Consider the following 395-nt stretch of genomic DNA (forward strand, 5'->3'; position numbering starts at 1 on the left):
GGCGCCACGAGCTGCACACCGAAGGCGCCATCGACCTGCCGTGCCTGGACAGCGCCTTGACGCTGGACGACGTTTACCTGGACGTGGGGTTGTGAGCAGGTAAGCGCCGCAGCACGGCTTTTTCCAGTTCGAGCAGCACCAGCACCACTGCGCCTGTGCCGGCGCACAGCGCCAGTTCGGCCGCCGACAGGGCCTGGGTGTGGAACAGCGCCTGCATGAAGGGCGCATAGGTGAACAGGCTTTGCAACGCCAGCACCGCGCCCACGGCGGCCAGCACGCGGGGCGTGCCACGCACCCCCAGCCAGTGGAACGACGGGTTTTTGAGGTAGCGCACGCTGAACAGGTAAAACACCTCCATCGCCACCAGGGTGTTGACGGCCAGGGTGCGGGCGTGT

Annotated in this window: 1 protein-coding gene; it reads right to left on the minus strand. The window is 66.8% G+C overall.

Annotation, left to right across the window (positions count from 1 at the left end; genetic code table 11):
• Nucleotides 1-73 precede the first annotated feature (73 nt).
• Nucleotides 74-395 (minus strand): cation transporting ATPase C-terminal domain-containing protein (locus HA630_RS02020; protein WP_208299916.1); only part of this gene is annotated, 322 nt, incomplete at its 5' end.

Source organism: Aquabacterium sp. A08, from assembly GCF_011742065.1.